At 56.2% G+C, this 15,795-nt stretch carries 15 protein-coding genes; 11 read left to right on the plus strand and 4 right to left on the minus strand.

What is annotated here, in order from left to right:
* Window positions 1–279 precede the first annotated feature (279 nt).
* The 3 genes from phbB to RZ517_RS16735 form a co-directional block, all read right to left on the minus strand.
* Window positions 280–1,002: an acetoacetyl-CoA reductase gene (gene phbB / locus RZ517_RS16725; RefSeq protein WP_338549261.1), complete on the minus strand. Its 723-nt coding sequence runs from the start codon at window positions 1,000–1,002 to the stop codon at window positions 280–282.
* Window positions 1,003–1,072: 70 nt separating this feature from the next.
* On the minus strand, window positions 1,073–2,248 hold the full coding sequence (locus tag RZ517_RS16730) for an acetyl-CoA C-acetyltransferase (protein WP_338549262.1): 1,176 nt from the start codon (window positions 2,246–2,248) through the stop codon (window positions 1,073–1,075).
* A 137-nt stretch (window positions 2,249–2,385) separates the two neighbouring features.
* Window positions 2,386–3,222 (minus strand): EAL domain-containing protein, encoded by an 837-nt coding sequence (locus RZ517_RS16735; RefSeq protein WP_338549263.1) that lies wholly within the window; start codon window positions 3,220–3,222, stop codon window positions 2,386–2,388.
* Window positions 3,223–3,344: 122 nt separating this feature from the next.
* Between RZ517_RS16735 and RZ517_RS16740 the strand changes: the two genes are divergently transcribed.
* The 3 genes from RZ517_RS16740 to rlmN all read left to right on the plus strand — a co-directional run bounded on the left by RZ517_RS16740 (window position 3,345) and on the right by rlmN (window position 5,632).
* Window positions 3,345–3,914, plus strand: coding sequence for a DNA-3-methyladenine glycosylase I (locus RZ517_RS16740; RefSeq protein ID WP_338549264.1), 570 nt, complete (start codon window positions 3,345–3,347; stop codon window positions 3,912–3,914).
* Between the two features lie 57 nt (window positions 3,915–3,971).
* Window positions 3,972–4,355, plus strand: coding sequence for a DUF1304 domain-containing protein (locus RZ517_RS16745; RefSeq protein ID WP_338549265.1), 384 nt, complete (start codon window positions 3,972–3,974; stop codon window positions 4,353–4,355).
* 95 nt (window positions 4,356–4,450) lie between these two features.
* Window positions 4,451–5,632, plus strand: coding sequence for a 23S rRNA (adenine(2503)-C(2))-methyltransferase RlmN (gene rlmN, locus RZ517_RS16750; protein ID WP_338549266.1), 1,182 nt, complete (start codon window positions 4,451–4,453; stop codon window positions 5,630–5,632).
* A gap of 78 nt (window positions 5,633–5,710) precedes the next feature.
* Here rlmN and RZ517_RS16755 read toward each other — a convergent pair whose 3' ends face one another.
* On the minus strand, window positions 5,711–6,631 hold the full coding sequence (locus RZ517_RS16755) for a LysR family transcriptional regulator (protein WP_338549267.1): 921 nt from the start codon (window positions 6,629–6,631) through the stop codon (window positions 5,711–5,713).
* 148 nt (window positions 6,632–6,779) lie between these two features.
* Between RZ517_RS16755 and RZ517_RS16760 the strand changes: the two genes are divergently transcribed.
* The 8 genes from RZ517_RS16760 to RZ517_RS16795 all read left to right on the plus strand — a co-directional run bounded on the left by RZ517_RS16760 (window position 6,780) and on the right by RZ517_RS16795 (window position 15,795).
* Complete coding sequence (locus RZ517_RS16760; RefSeq protein ID WP_338549268.1) at window positions 6,780–7,790, plus strand: TAXI family TRAP transporter solute-binding subunit; 1,011 nt, start codon at window positions 6,780–6,782, stop codon at window positions 7,788–7,790.
* Window positions 7,791–7,886: 96 nt separating this feature from the next.
* Window positions 7,887–10,100, plus strand: a complete 2,214-nt coding sequence (locus tag RZ517_RS16765) for a TRAP transporter permease (protein ID WP_338549269.1) — start codon at window positions 7,887–7,889, stop codon at window positions 10,098–10,100.
* Window positions 10,101–10,104: 4 nt separating this feature from the next.
* On the plus strand, window positions 10,105–11,343 hold the full coding sequence (locus RZ517_RS16770; protein ID WP_338549270.1) for an NAD(P)/FAD-dependent oxidoreductase: 1,239 nt from the start codon (window positions 10,105–10,107) through the stop codon (window positions 11,341–11,343).
* Between the two features lie 129 nt (window positions 11,344–11,472).
* Window positions 11,473–12,618 carry a Hint domain-containing protein gene (locus RZ517_RS16775; RefSeq protein ID WP_338549271.1) on the plus strand — a complete coding sequence of 382 codons (1,146 nt, stop codon included), beginning with the start codon at window positions 11,473–11,475 and terminating at the stop codon, window positions 12,616–12,618.
* 120 nt (window positions 12,619–12,738) lie between these two features.
* Window positions 12,739–12,924 carry a hypothetical protein gene (locus RZ517_RS16780; protein ID WP_338549272.1) on the plus strand — a complete coding sequence of 62 codons (186 nt, stop codon included), beginning with the start codon at window positions 12,739–12,741 and terminating at the stop codon, window positions 12,922–12,924.
* Between the two features lie 76 nt (window positions 12,925–13,000).
* Window positions 13,001–13,891, plus strand: a complete 891-nt coding sequence (locus RZ517_RS16785) for an S-methyl-5'-thioadenosine phosphorylase (protein WP_338549273.1) — start codon at window positions 13,001–13,003, stop codon at window positions 13,889–13,891.
* Complete coding sequence (locus tag RZ517_RS16790; protein WP_338549274.1) at window positions 13,892–14,518, plus strand: LysE family translocator; 627 nt, start codon at window positions 13,892–13,894, stop codon at window positions 14,516–14,518.
* Window positions 14,515–15,795, plus strand: a complete 1,281-nt coding sequence (locus RZ517_RS16795; protein ID WP_338549275.1) for a DoxX-like family protein — start codon at window positions 14,515–14,517, stop codon at window positions 15,793–15,795. Before RZ517_RS16790 ends, RZ517_RS16795 begins: the two co-directional genes overlap by 4 nt.

Raw genomic sequence — 15,795 nt, forward strand, 5'->3', positions numbered from 1 at the left:
CTGAAGCAATGAAAAGTCTCGTTTGTAAGCTTCATATCAAAGGCGCATATTCATCACAGACAAGTTAAACAGAAGGATCACCCGCCATGATCGAGATCACATCAAATGCCCGCCTCCGTGACGCCTACCGCGCCGCCCATCATGAACGCAGCCAGGTTATCGGCAATTTCTTTGCCCGCCTGATGCACAAAACCCCTTCCGCCTGATCGTTGCAAATCGGCGAAAAAGCAAAGGGCCGGTCGCAATGACCGGCCCTTTGGTAATTTGAATGTCGCAGTCTTAGACGAAGAACTGCGCACCGTTGGCCGAAATGGTCGAGCCGTTGATAAAGCCGGAGTCTTCCGATGCAAGGAAGCTCACGCAGCGCGCAATTTCTTTGGGCGTACCAAGACGGCCCGCAGGAATGCCTGCAATGATCTTCTCGCGAATGCTCTCATCAATCGCCATCACCATTTCTGTACCGATGTAGCCGGGGCAAACAGCATTTGCCGTGATACCTGCCCGCGCGCCTTCCTGCGCCAGCGACTTCACGATGCCAAGGTCCCCTGCTTTGGTAGCAGCATAGTTGACCTGACCAAACTGACCCTTCTGGCCATTGATCGAACTGATCACGATCACACGGCCAAATTTACGCTCCCGCATGCCAGGCCAGACAGGGTGAACCGTGTTGAACACACCTGTGAGGTTGGTGTCGATCACCTCTTTCCACTGCTCAGGGCTCATGCGGTGGAACGGTGCGTCGCGGGTGATGCCCGCATTGGCCACAACGGTGTCGATCGGGCCGAGATCGGCCTCAATCTGCTCGATGCCTGCTTTGCTGGCGTCATAGTCACCCACATTCCATTTGTAGGTTTTGATGCCGGTTTCTGCTGTAAAGGCAGCGGCCTTCTCATCGTTGCCTGCATATGTGGCGGCAACGTTGTAGCCTTCCGACTTCAGTTGTTTTGAGATGGCTTCGCCGATACCACGGCTGCCACCAGTGACGAGTGCTGTTCGGGACATGTTTCTTCCTCCGAAAATATGTGATCCGGGCCGAGCTATCTCGACCCGGATGGGATGTCATTGATTTGGATCAGGGGCGCTCAACGCAGAGCGCAACGCCCATGCCACCGCCGATGCAGAGCGTGGCGAGACCTTTCTTGGCATCGCGGCGCTTCATCTCAAAGAGAAGCGTGTTCAGAACACGACAGCCTGAGGCGCCAATCGGGTGACCAATGGCGATCGCGCCACCGTTCACGTTCACAATCGACGGATCCCAACCCATGTCCTTGTTCACGGCACAAGCTTGTGCGGCAAAGGCTTCGTTGGCTTCGACCAGATCAAGATCGTCGACGCTCCAACCCGCCTTGTCCAAGGCTTTGCGGCTGGCGTGAATAGGCCCAACACCCATGATCGACGGGTCAAGACCCGCTGTGGCATAGGAGGCAATTCGTGCCAAAGGCTCGATACCGCGTTTCTCGGCATTGTCCGCGCTCATCAACAGAACCGCTGCCGCACCGTCATTCAGACCCGAAGCATTGGCGGCTGTCACTGAGCCGTCTTTGGTAAAGGCCGGGCGCATCTTGGCCATCGCCTCAAGGTTGGCACCGTGACGAATGTACTCATCGTTGTCCACGACGATGTCACCCTTGCGGGTTTTCACGGTGAACGGCACGATTTCATCCGCAAACTTACCAGCCTTCTGAGCCGCTTCCGCTTTGTTTTGCGACGCCACAGCAAACTCATCTTGCATGTCGCGGGTGATCTGCCACTGGTCGGCCACGTTTTCTGCGGTCTGGCCCATATGGTAGCCATTGAACGCATCCCACAAACCATCACGGATCATGGTATCGATGTATTTCAGGTCGCCCATTTTGTGACCGGCACGCAGCGCGGCGGCATGAGGGCTGAGGGTCATGTTCTCTTGACCACCGGCTGCGACGACATCCGCGTCACCCAACTGGATATGCTGTGCACCCAGTGCCACAGCCCGAAGACCCGAGCCACAAACCTGGTTGAGGCCCCAAGCGGATGATTCCACGGGTAAGCCTGCGTTCACGTGCGCCTGACGCGCAGGGTTTTGACCCTGAGCGGCGGTCAGAACCTGACCCAGGATAGTTTCAGATACATCCGACTTTTCCACGCCAGCCCGCTCAACGACAGCTTCCAGAACGGCAGCCCCCAGATCATGAGCAGGAGTATTGGCGAATGAGCCGGAAAAAGAACCCACGGCGGTCCGAGCCGCGGATGCGATGACGACATTTGTCATGTTGTCCTCCACGAATTTAGGTTTCACATTTCGAGGAAGACCTTGCAGCACCAAACGCTAGCGTACCGGATTCCCCGCCTCTCGCGACGGGGTTTACCGCAGGTGCCGCAGCGCGGCAATGTACGTAGTGTCACAGGTCAGGCCGAAGCGGCGCGCTCTTGCCGAACTTCTTCCCACGGCGCATGAATTGTGGGCGCCCCAAAGTAGTAGCCCTGAAGACAGTCAAATCCCATATGGCTGAGATACACCGCATCGCGAGGGTTCTCGACACTTTCCGCCACGGTCACGAGATCAAACTGCTCGGCAATGGACAAAAGCGCGCGTGTAAGAACCTGATTGTCCGGATCATCCGCAATACCGCGAATGAATTGGCCATCTACTTTCAGAATATCGAAATAGAAATCCCGCAAATACCGGAACGACGTATAGCCGGCTCCGAAATCATCGAGCGCAAAACTGATGCCTTTGCGTTGCAGGTCGGACATGAAACTGACCACTAGCTCCGGGATGAGCATTGCCGAGCTTTCGGTGATTTCCAAAATGAGACGTTCTGCAACCGTCGGATCTTTGGCAATCCCGCGTTTGAGCGACCGCATCCAGCGCGGATAGCCGATGGAGCGCGCCGACATGTTAATCGCCAGTCGAAGACTGGGAAACCGCCTGAGGCAAGCCAGCCCTTTTTCCAAAGCCAGACAATCAATGATCCGCCCGGTTTCTGTGGCCTCGATGGACCCTATGAAGTCCCGCGCGGGAATGATCCGCCCGGTGGGGTCCAGCACCCGGATCAGACCTTCGTAAAAGGCCGGTCGCGCCTGGTCTCCGGCCGGGACGATTGACTGATACGCCAGCGTAACTTGCTTGTGCCGCACGGCTTCATCCACCATACGAATGACCGACTGATCACGCGATGAAATCGCATAGGCCATCGGGCTATCGTGCCCCGCCGGAATATTTGCCCAAATTTTCTTACCCATACCAGTCTCCGCAACGACGACCCCAATTCCACTCCGGCGCACCTTGCGCAATGGCAGCTAAGGAATTGTTAAATGCAAAATTTGAGTCATAGTGCGCACTTCAAGAAAAGATTGGAGACACCATGTCAGATCGCTGCGGTTGGGTGGGCATGGACCCCATCTATGAGGCCTATCATGACACTGAATGGGGCGTGCCCGAATATGACAGCCGCGCGCTTTGGGAAAAGCTTATCCTCGACGGCTTTCAGGCCGGGCTGAGCTGGATCACGATCCTCAAGAAACGCGACAACTTTCGGGCAGCATTTCAAGGGTTTGACCCAAACATCCTGGCAACTTGGGGCGAAACCGAGGTCACGCGCCTGCTGCAGGATCCAGGCATCATCCGCCACCGGGGCAAGATCGAGGCGACCCTGTCAAACGCCCGTGTCTGGCAAGAGATTGAGGCGGAGACGGGCTTTGATACATACCTGTGGACCTACATGGGTGGTACACCTTTGCAGAACCAGTGGCGCACACTTGAAGACGTGCCCACCGAAACAGTAATCTCCCGCGCAATTTCGAAAGATTTGAAGAAACGTGGCTTCAAGTTTTGCGGCCCTACGATTGTCTATGCCTTTATGCAGGCTGTTGGCATGGTCAACGACCATTTGGTAACCTGCCCATGTCACGAGAAAGTCAAAGCGCTGGATTGAACAGCTCGCAAAATTGAGATGTTCACTTGGCTCGAATAAATCTGCAGGAGTTTTGGAATGAAAAAGGCGGCCCTGACCCTCACCGGAATGATTGCCTTGCTTCACTATTATATCGCGTGGTTTGAAATCTTCGCCTGGACAAGCAGAGGTCCAAAAGTCTTCTCGGACTTCCCGGCAGAGCTCTTTGAGCAAACGATACCCTTGGCGGCAAACCAGGGAATCTACAACGCTTTTCTCGCAGTCGGATTGACTTGGGCACTCATCATCAAAGACGCTAAGTGGCAAAAAAACGTGGCAACATATTTTCTGATGTTTGTCGCCGTTGCCGGCGTATTTGGCGCGCTGACAGTCACCACAAAGATCCTGTTTATTCAGGCCATTCCTGCGCTTATAGCATTGGCTTTCCTTTGGGTGCCAGGATCGTCGACCAGGCAAAACTGACGCCGCGTATCCCTTGCGAACCGCAACAAGGAACCCTTTGGATTCCTGCCAACACTCCTATATACGGCCTCATCTGACCCAATATACGCAGTCCCATGACCGACACCGCGCCCATCACTCAGGACGTTCTCACGATCCCTCGCAAGCTGCCTGACGGGCCGACCAATCTTGTTGGTCTCACCCGAGACGCACTGCGCGAGACGCTCATCGCGCACGGCACACCGGAAAAGCAGGCCAAGATGCGCGTGAACCAGATCTGGCAGTGGATCTACCAGTGGGGCGTGCGTGATTTTCATGCCATGACCAACCTGTCCAAAGCATATCGCGCGGAGCTGGATGAGGCGTTCACCATCGCCGTGCCCGAAATCGTGGACAAACAGGTCAGTGCTGATGGCACCCGCAAATACCTTGTGCGCATAGCCGGGGGTCATGAAGTCGAAACTGTCTACATCCCCGAGGAAGATCGCGGCACGCTTTGCATCTCGTCCCAAGTGGGTTGCACCCTCACCTGTTCCTTCTGCCACACCGGAACGCAAAAACTCGTCCGCAACCTGACCGCAGGTGAGATTGTCGGCCAAGTTATGCTGGCCCGCGACGACCTTGGCGAATGGCCGCAACCCGGCGTCGGCTCTGGCACCGACGGCCCGCGCCTTCTCAGCAACATTGTCCTCATGGGCATGGGCGAGCCGCTCTACAATTTCGACAACGTCCGCGACGCGATGAAAATTACCATGGATGGCGAAGGCATCGCCCTGTCGCGCCGCCGCATCACGCTCTCGACCTCCGGCGTTGTCCCTCAGATCGCAAAAACCGCCGAAGAAATCGGGTGTATGCTGGCCGTGTCGTTCCACGCCACGACCGACGAAGTGCGAGACAAACTCGTGCCAATCAACAAGAAGTGGAACATCGAAACCCTTTTGGACGCCTTGCGCGCCTATCCCAAAGCGTCGAATTCTGAGCGGATAACCTTCGAATATGTCATGCTCAAGGACATCAACGACAGTGACGAAGACGCCCGCCGCCTGGTGCAACTGATCAAGGGCATTCCCGCCAAGATCAACCTGATCCCGTTCAATGAGTGGCCCGGCGCCCCGCATGCGCGCAGCGACTGGCTGCGCATCGAACGCTTTGCCGACATCATCTACAAGGCCGGATACGCCAGCCCCATCCGCACCCCACGTGGCGAAGACATCATGGCCGCCTGCGGCCAGCTCAAGTCGGCCACGGAACGCGAACGTAAGTCGCGCAAAGAAATTGAAGCCGACGCGGGGCTTTGAACCGAGGAACGACAGTCTACTTTCGGCTTTGAAGAAAAGAAATGTCTGATCTTTGATGAGGCGCCGTGGCGCAGGTTTTCACAAAGTTTGACCTAAAATCTCACGCACAAACGCCTCCCATTGTGTCACAAACTCCTGAGCCAAAACCGAGGGCGGTCTTTGTTGCGGTGTCACAATGGAATATCCAAAGGCCACTGTGGGATCAAAATCGGCGAAGTGGATCGTGCCATTGTCACCATGCATCTGCTTGTAGCTTTCCGCGCTCATGACATCTACTACGGCACAGATTTGCCCGGCCTCGATAAAGTGAAAGAGCGGCATAAAAAACTGTGCCTGCACGCGTACATTGAACCGTGAGCCCGCTTGGACGAAAGCCTTTTCTGTGTCCTCGTAAACCCGGTGTCCATCATGCAAAGTGCCCATCGGTTCATTGTCAAGATCCTCAGCATTGATACGATCCTGACCGGCCAATCTGTGATCATATCTGAGGGCCACAACGCAGTTGCGTTGAATATGCACAGACTCAAACAAATCTCGTCGAGCCTCATCGACCTTGATGTCACAGAATCCGACATCGAAGCTTTGCGCGGCAATCATGCTAAGGATCTGAGGCGAACTGCGCGTGGCCAAAGTGACCTGGACATTGGTCTTTTGTGCGACAAAGGCGCTGACAAACTCTGGCAAAAGATAGGCCGACGTCCCCGGCATGGCCGCGATCTTGATCGTCCCACGCGCCCGGTTTCGAAGTTCGGCCAAATTCGAGCTTGTCATCTCCAGCCGGTCAAGGATCTCAGTGGCCTCAGACAATAGGTAATGCGCCTCAGGAACGGGCAAAAGCCGCCGCCCTTCACGATGAAACAACGTCACACCGAGGCTCGCTTCCAACGCTTTGAGCGATGCGCTGACTGCGGGCTGTGTGCGATGTAAATTCCGCGCCGCCGCACTGACCGACCCGGTTTTCATCACTTCTCGAAAGACAGAGAGTTGCTGCAAATTCATGGGACCAGCATATAAATAAAATCTATAAAAACCATAATATTTGAAATTTGATTTTATCTTTCGATTCACCCCAAGATGAACGTGTCAAAAACAACTGCCTGGCTGGCACATCCCATGTCGGACCAGGCTCCATCGGGGAGACTTCGCAATGGGAATTTATGCAAAACTCACAGGGGCGGCTGTCGCCACACTGATGACCGCAGGTCTGGCTGCGGCGCAGGACCCCACCTTCTTCAGAATTGGCACCGGCAGTGCTGGCGGGACCTATTTTCCGATCGGCGGAACCATCGCCAACGGCATCTCCGCCCCTCCAGGCTCTCGTCCATGCGACGAAGGCGGACAATGCGGCGTGCCCGGCCTGATTGCCATCGCGCAATCAACCACGGCGTCAGTCTTCAACAACACCGCCGTGCAAAACGGAGAGCTAGAGGCTGGTCTGGCCGCGGCTGATGTCACACGCTCTATGTTCCTTGGCGAAGGCAAATTCGACGGCAAGCCACATGAAAAGCTGCGTATCGTGGCGAATCTCTACCCGGAAGACCTGCATCTTGTGATGCCAAAGGGTTCATCTATTTCAAGCCTTAGCGATCTGGAAGGCAAACGCGTCGGCATCGCCCAAGCGGGGTCGGGTACCCAAGTAGCGGTTGAAATGATGCTCGCCGAATGGGGTGTCACGCGCGACAACATGGACGAAGCAGAGCTCAACAACAGCCAGTCGGCCGAACGCCTCGCTGACGGCCAGCTTGACGCCTACTTCTATGCTGCGGGCTGGCCAGTCTCTGCCATGGTGCAGCTGTCGACCACCAAAGGCATGGAGCTTCACAGCTTCTCGGACGAAGACCTCGCCAAAATCAACGAGATCATCCCAGCCTATATCCCGTCGGCCATTCCGGCGGGCGTCTACGAAGGTGTGGACTACGAGGTGAAGACACCAGCTGTGTCGGCGCTTCTGGTCGTGTCTTCGGACCTAAGCGAAGAGCTGGTCTATGGCATCACAGCCGCGATGTGGAACGACAACACCCGCAAGCTGCTCGACAATGGCCATGCGAAGGGCAAGCAAATCACGCCCGATACAGCCCTTGACGGCATCGCGGCTCTGGGCGTGCCCCTGCACCCCGGCGCCGAGAAGTTCTACAAAGAAGCGGGTCTACTGGAGTAAGGTCTCACCTCTTCCGACCTTACAACCTGGGCGGCGGGCGAACCGCGCGCGCCGCCCGATTTCATCTCACATAACAAAACCAACGGGGGACAAGAGATGAGTGGTCCACAGACAGAAGACGTGCGCGAGCTCTCTGAAGAAGAGCTAGCCGAGATTGAAAAGAAATTCGACGAAGGCGCTGCGACGCGGTCGGTCACGCCGGGTTTTGGCAAGTTCCTGCGCTATGTCGCCCTGACCTTTGCTGTCTACCATTATCTCACAGCCGGGTTCGCCCTTCCGCCAGATTACTGGCATATGGGATGGCATCTCTGCGGCCTCTTTATCCTGACCTATTCCCTCTATCCGCTCGTCAAAACCAAGACCTCATTTGATCTTAATACCGGCGCTCTGCGTCTGGGAGGTGTGCCTTTCCTGGACGTACTTCTTATGATCCTAGGAGTTGCCTCGGCGCTTTATCTCGGCCTTGCCTGGCGCGGCATTGAATGGCTGGGCATCGAAGAGATGACGTTCCGAATGGGCAATCCCAACGGCTATGACATGCTGTTTGGTTGCGCCCTGATTGTGCTGGTCCTCGATCTTGCGCGCCGGACACTCGGATGGATCCTACCAATGATCATCTGTGTGTTTATCTCTTACGCTCTGCTCGGCCCCTATTTTCCCGGCTTACTCCAGCACCCGGGCGTCAAATTCAACACCTTCGTCAGCTCGATGTATTTCCCGCAGGAGGGCATCTTTGGCGTCACCCTTTGGGTGGTCTCGACGATTGTCTTCCATTTTGTGCTCTTTGGCGTCATCGCCCAGCGCACAGGGCTTGGACAGCTTTTCATCGACAACGCCACCATCCTTGCAGGGCGCTACACGGGCGGCCCCGCCAAAGTGTCAGTTGTTTCCTCGGCCTTCTTCGGAACCATTTCAGGCAGCTCGGTTGCCAACACAGTTTCCACCGGTGCGCTCACCATCCCCAATATGAAAAGGCTCGGCTATCCCGGCCACTTCGCAGGCGGAGTAGAGGCGGCCGCATCGGCTGGGGGTCAGATCACACCCCCCATCATGGGCGCAGCGGCGTTCATCATGGCCGAGTTCCTCGAACTGCCCTACACCACAATCGTCATTGCCGCGATCTTCCCCGCGCTTCTGCATTATGTCGGCGTCTTTGCCGTGGTGCATCTGATGGCGCGCAAACTGGGCCTCAAAGGGTTGGCCAAGGAAGCCTTGCCACAGCTGGGTGCCGTCTGGCGCGATGGCTGGGCCAATGTTGTGCCACTGGTGGGTTTGCTGGTCGTGCTGTTCTCGGGCTACACGCCTTACATGTCCGCATTCTGCGGCATCTCCCTGGCGCTCATCGCGGGTATGAGCCGTCTGAAAGAGCCTATAACCCTAGCCTATGCTGCGGCCTTCATCGCATTCGTGATCTGGAAATACATGGGCGGCGGCTTTGACCTTTCGATGTCGATGATCCTCATTGCAGGCGCCGCATTGGCCACGTTGAACCCACAACAACGAACCACCCTGCAGGAAATGGGCGATACGTTCGAAACGGGCGTTAAATACGCCCTTGCGGTGGGCGCGGCTTCGGCGGCTGTGGGAATCGTGATCGGGGTGATCAATACCACCGGCGTGGGCTTCCGCATCGGGTTTATGGTCACACAGGCAGCCTCAAATCTTGGAAGTGACCTGATCTGGCTCTTCCAGTACGGGACCTATCAGCTCTTTACCGTCGAAGACCTCACACTCTTTATCAGCCTCGTCTTCATCGCGCTGGCCTGTATCCTTATGGGCGCGGGCGTTCCGACGACGGCCCTCTACATCATGCTGGTTTCCGTGGCCCAACCTGCACTGGCACAGCTGGGCATTCCGCCCATCGCCAGCCACATGTTCGTCCTCTACTACGGCGTCGTCGCCGAGATCACGCCGCCGGTCTGTACCTCGGCCTACGCGGCAGCGGCCATCGCCAATTCCAACCCGTTCCGAACCGGGATCTCGGCTTTCACGCTTGGACTGGGCAAGGTTGTTGCGCCCATGGCCTTTGTCTATGCGCCCGTTTTGCTGTTCGTCTCCTCCACCGGATTTGACCTCTGGGAGTTCACCTACACCGCAACAAGCTGCATCCTTGGAGTGATTGCCCTGTCCTCTGCAGTCGTTGGCTACTGGCTTGCGCCTATGGGCGTTGGATACCGCTGGCTGATGGCTATTGCCGGGCTGGTCTTTATCGCTCCTTCGCTGGAGGCTGATCTTGTGGCCCTGATCATCGCATCACCGGCCATCGTCAGCCAGGTCATCAAGCGAAAGAACCACCCAGCGACGGCATGAGGAGATGCAGGCTGATGTCACCATCCTAGGGGCCGGAATTGTTGGCATTTGCACGGCACTGGCTCTCACCGAACGCGGTCTGAAGGTGCATCTGGTGGACCGCGACGCACCGGGGCAAGCCACGTCCTTTGGCAATGCTGGTGTCATTTCGCCATGGTCCATCGTTCCTCAATCCATGCCTGGGATTTGGAAGCAGATTCCTCGCTGGGTGCTGGACCCGAACGGGCCAGTGTCAATCAAACCCAGCTACGCGCCGAAATTGGTCGGCTGGGCCCTGCGGTTTCTGTCGCACGGACGCGAAGACCGTGTCCGCGCAACGTCTTCGGCCATGGACACACTCAACCGCGATTGCGTCACTCTCTTTCGTCATCACCTCGCCGGAACAGGGCATGAAAACCTGATCCGCGACAGCTACTACGTGCATGCCTTCCGAGATCCGCGAGCCGCGCGCATAGACAGCCTCGACAATATGTTGAGACGCGATGCCGGAGCTGAGGTTGAACGTATAGGTCCGGCGGAACTGCAGTCTCTGGAGCCAGCCTTGTCGCAAGACTTTCAGGCTGCCATCTTGATCAAGGATCAGGCGCGTGCGGTATCACCCGGCCAGCTTGGTAGAGTCCTGGCCAATAAGTTCCGAAAACAGGGTGGCATCGTGCAAAAGGCAACCGTGCATGCAATTCGCCCCGCAGACGAATCCGGTTGGACATATGTCACTAATGCCGGTGAAGTTACAACGCCCAAACTAGTCCTTGCTATGGGCGTCTGGTCTGCTGAGTTGCTGAAACCTCTGGGGCTGCGCGTCCCATTGCAATCTGAACGTGGCTACCACGTCTCCTTCACATCGCCCGGCGTGACACTCAACAACTCTATCCTGGATGTGGACAAGAAGTTCGTAGCTTCTTCGATGGAAGATGGGTTGCGCGTTGCCGGAACGGCCGAGTTCGCGGGCCTCGACGCGCCAGAAAACAAGAAACGACTGAACAGCCTCGTTAAGTTGGCACGCCATCTTTCTCCGAACCTGAATACCGATGAGTACACAACATGGTCTGGTCAGCGGCCAAGCCTTCCTGACAGTCTGCCTTGCATCGGCGAATTGGAAGGATTCCCAAATCTGATAACCGCCTTTGGGCACAGCCACTATGGTCTGATGATGGCACCAAAGACAGGAAAGATCGTGGCGGACATCGCGACAGGCACCAAAACCAACATCGACCTGAAACCGTTTCGCGCCGAACGGTTTTGACCCTCTCCACTTTTGCGATTGGTCAAAACCTCCAAGTCGAACAATTTCTTTACCTCTGGTGTTTAGAAAACTGCGAACGAGAAAGCGCAGGCAACCGATCAGTGCGAGCGCAAGTGTCGGAGCACCGCAGTGGCTGTTTTTACCCTGAGCACGATCTACCTAGGAAACTATGCAGATTTTGACCCGATAGACGGAAACGCGACGCCTGGGGACACTTCCGGGTTGTTAGGAACATATTATGGTGCGGGTAATGCAGCCTCAGCGAATATTGTTGAGTTAACTGCAAATGACGCAAACAGCGATGGTCTGATTGACAGTAATGATACGGCGTCTCCTGATACCATAACATATGACTTGGGTTCGGGCGTTGTCACCACGCAGTACGACTCGCTCTTTAACGTCGACTCGACCGTGACTTTCGCTCCAGGCAGTGGCGAACCGGACTACAACGGCCTGGGAGGCGTCATTCAAACTGAAACGGGCGATTTGTTTTTCGTGATGATTGATGATGACACCGGATTTGGAAGCAATGCCTTTGATGATGTGGCCATCCAATCAATCACAATCAACAGCGTTACAACCTTTGGGTCTCAGTCAGGTGCGACCTACAGCGATGACCAATCCTTTGTCCCATGTTTCACAGCCGGCGTTACCATAAAATCACCCAATGGCGATGTTCCGGTAGAACATCTTCGAAAGGGAGATTGGGTTACGACCTTGGACAATCACTATCAAAGGATTGTCTGGATTGGTCGCAGAAACCTGAGTTCGCAATATCTTCAGAACCAACCAAACCTTTTGCCCATCTGTATTTCGGCTGGCAGTTTAGCGGATGGTGTCCCTTGTCGTGACCTTGTCGTGTCGCCGCAACATTGCTTGCTTTTGGGATCCAAAATAATTCAACGCGTTACAGGAAAAGACGAGGTTCTCATTCCCGCCAAAAAGCTCTTGGGACTATCCGGCGTGCATAAAGTTCAGTCTCGTCTGGGGGTTCAGTATTTTCACTTTGCTTTAAAATCCCACGAACTTGTCTGGGCCAATGGTGCGTTGTCGGAGACTCTGTTTCTCGGACCACAAGTTCGAAGCGCGCTCTCCCAAGGACCCACTTTAGAATTTGGAAATGTGTTTGGCCGGTCGCGCCCGAGTGAGATTCCGATGATGAAACATCCTGCACGCTTAGTATTGCGGAAGAACCAACGGGTAAGATGCCTCATCGCGCGTCATCAAAAGAACCGAATGCCGTTTGTTCCACCACTATCTTCAGCTGGTTTGTGAGGTAACCTGCTGCAAAGTTTGCCTTCAAGAATTCCCAACCCTGCCCATATTCAGCACGATTGTTGCCACATCCCATTCCTATCCATGGAATCATCATTGAATGTTAGGGGTAACAAAACAATGCCGACCAATATGACAGAGATCCGCGACTTCGTTATGCGCGAACGTGAGCTTGCCTTGTCCGAGCGTGAATGGAAGTTCCGCCTGCGCGGCTATGGTTATGACATCCGCAACACCGACGAAGGCACAGTCGTGACCTCGCTCATCGGCGGACGTGAAATCTGCACTCTGGGTGCCGCTGCCTAAGGCCACCTTGACGATTTAAGACTTGATCTCCGCAACTTGCCGCGTTTGTGTGACGGCAAGCAGCGGAGGACAGCAAATGCCACAAACCTGTATCGCCGTGATCGGCGGCTCAGGCATTTATGACATTGACGGGCTTGAAGGCGCTGATTGGGTTAGTGTCGACAGCCCATGGGGCGTTCCATCTGATCAATTCCTGACCGGCATGTTGAACGGCGTCAAAATGGTCTTCTTGCCCCGCCATGGTCGCGGGCATGTGTACTCTCCCAGCACCGTTCCTTATCGTGCCAACATAGATGCGCTCAAACGCCTGGGCGTGACAGATGTGATCAGTGTTTCGGCCTGTGGTTCATTCCGCGAAAAAATGGCGCCCGGTGATTTTGTTATTGTGGATCAATTTATTGACCGAACGTTTGCGCGCGAAAAGTCGTTCTTCAGCGCAGGTTTCGTTGCGCATGTCAGCGTCGCACACCCAACCTGTCCACGCCTTGGAGAGGCCTGTGAAACCGCCGCGCGCGAGACCGGGATCACGGTTCATCGCGGCGGCACTTACCTGGCCATGGAAGGTCCGCAATTCTCAACTTTGGCGGAGTCAAAAATGTACCGCGAAAGCTGGGGCTGCGACGTCATTGGTATGACCAACATGCCCGAAGCCAAACTCGCCCGCGAGGCCGAGCTTTGCTACGCCTCCGTCGCCATGATCACCGACTACGACAGCTGGCATCCCGACCACGGCGAGGTAGATGTCACACAGATCATCGCCACGCTCATGGGTAATGCCGACAACGCCCGCACTATGGTCTCACGCCTGCCCGACCTGCTTGGACCAGAGCGCGCCCCATGCCCGCATGGCTGCGACCGGGCGCTGGAATACGCCATTCTGACGGCACCTGAGGCGCGTGATCCTGCACTCGCAGCCAAGCTGGATGCCGTGGCACGCCGCGTACTATGTCCAAGGGAGGACGCATAAATGCCACTCGATCTCTGGCTAACCTTTGTGGCCGCCTCAACCGCGCTTCTGCTCATTCCAGGACCAACCATCCTTCTGGTCCTCTCCTATGCGCTGAGCCAGGGCCGTCGCGTCGCCGTGGCCAGTGCAACCGGTGTGGCCCTGGGCGATCTGGTGGCAATGTCTGCATCACTGGCAGGATTAGGGGCCTTGGTACTGGCTTCCGCCACGCTGTTCACCATCCTCAAATGGGTTGGCGCAATTTACCTTATATACCTTGGGATCAAGCTCTTGCGCAGCGCGCCAAGTTCGGATCTTGAAACCCTGACACCCAATGAGAAACCAGCGCGGGGTGTCTTTTGGCGTGCCGCGGCAGTAACGGCTCTCAACCCGAAGTCCATCGCATTTTTCATTGCCTTCGTGCCGCAATTTGTGTCTGTAAAACAACCACTTCTGCCGCAGTTCACCATCCTGATTGCCACCTTCGTGGGCCTCGCTGCAATCAATGCGCTGGCCTATGCTTTGCTCGCGGACAAGCTGCGCCAAACTATTGGACGCGGCAGCGTGATCACCATGCTTACACGTGGCGGTGGCGTGGCTCTGATCGGCATGGGCGTGATGACGGCAACGTTGCGCCGCTCCGCGTGACAGACGCGTACGGAAAGGTTCTTGTCCTCGGGGCAGATGGCTTCATTGGCCGCCACCTCGCCTTTGGCCTGCGCGACGCCGGATGGGATGTTCTGGCCTCCGCGCGGCACCCTGAACGGTTGGCACGAATGGGGTTCAACACGCTAAAGGCAGACCTGACCTCAGCCGAGGCTCAGACACAAGACTATTGGAGTCGCAAGCTTGAAGATGTCACCCACGTGGTCAATGCCGCAGGCGTGCTGCATGCTTCTGACGCTACATACAAAGCCGTGCATGTCGATGCCCCAAATGCTCTCTATGCAGCAATGAAAACCACCCGCGGCATCCTCATCTCAGCTGTAGGAATAGACGAGGCGGACACCGCTTTTGCCCGCTATCGCCGCGGCGGGGAACAAGCCGCCGAGGCGCATGGCATCACGATCCTGCGCGCAGGTCTGGTGTTGGCAGACACCTCCTATGGTGGCTCATCGCTGGCACGGTCCCTTGCAGCTTTGCCTTTTGTCACGCCTGTCGTCGGAAACGGCACACAAACCTTTAATCCGGTCCATGCCAGTGATCTGTCTTTGGCTGTTGATCACATGCTGCGCACGCCTCCAGGCCCAGAGCGACACGAGATCGGCGGGCCGGAAACCGTGACACAACGCGATATGATCGCCGCCATGCGCCGGTGGCTGGGATTGCGTCCAACACTTATATTGCCGTTGCCGATGGCTTTGGCACGCATGATTGGACGGCTGGGCGATGCCATGCAGTGGGGACCAATATCGGCAACATCTGTCGCCCAGCTGAATAGCGGTGTTGTGGCACAGCCCGACGCGGCCATTGCGAACATGCCAGACACACCTCGAGGGTTTTCACAGTTCCTTTTCGCACGTCCGGCGGGCACACAAGATCTGTGGCATGCGCGGCTCTACCTCTTTCGCCCGCTGGTCAGGGTCGTACTGGGGGTGCTGTGGCTGGCATCCGGTATCTTGGGACTTATCTTGCCATCTGAAAGTTTCCTGCCGCTGGTCCAAAACGCCACTCTCCCGGATGGCCTATTAATTGCCCTGGCCCGCCTCGGAGGGTTAGTCGATCTGGCGATCGCAGCAGCGCTGTTTCGAGGGTGGCGCCCAAAACTTGTAGCCTGTCTACAAGCTGCGATGGTCCTGTCTTACACAGTTGCTTTCACAGCCTTGGCCCCTGTGCTTTGGCTCTTACCGCTAGGTGGGCTGCTCAAGAACCTGCCCATCCTCGCCCTCATCGCGATCATGGCAATTCTGGAAGACGAGCGATAG

Source organism: Roseovarius sp. S88 (assembly GCF_037023735.1).
Taxonomy (GTDB): Bacteria; Pseudomonadota; Alphaproteobacteria; order Rhodobacterales; family Rhodobacteraceae; genus Roseovarius; species Roseovarius phycicola.